We start from the raw sequence: 255 nt of genomic DNA on the forward strand, positions 1-255 counted from the left end.
TATGGTGAGCAGCTATTATTTGTCCTAAATCTTTTCTATATTGTTTTTTACCATCAGATTCTGTTCCTGCTGGTGTTGTTGTTGTATCTGCAAATCTTGGTGTTGCTGATGAACGTTGGATACCTGTGTTCATGTATGCTCCATTATCATAACAAACATAAACCATATCATGTCCACGTTCCATTGCTCCTGATAATGATTGGAATCCTATATCATATGTTCCACCATCTCCACCAAATGCGATGAATTTTGAAT

Annotated in this window: 1 protein-coding gene; it reads right to left on the reverse strand. The window is 36.5% G+C overall.

What is annotated here, in order from left to right; genetic code table 11:
• On the reverse strand, positions 1-255 hold a 255-nt coding region (locus ACQ3F0_RS26920; protein ID WP_428868883.1), incomplete at both ends, for a thiamine pyrophosphate-dependent enzyme.

This window comes from Clostridium sediminicola (genome assembly GCF_050402865.1).
Taxonomy (GTDB): domain Bacteria; phylum Bacillota; class Clostridia; order Clostridiales; family Clostridiaceae; genus Clostridium_AF; species Clostridium_AF sediminicola.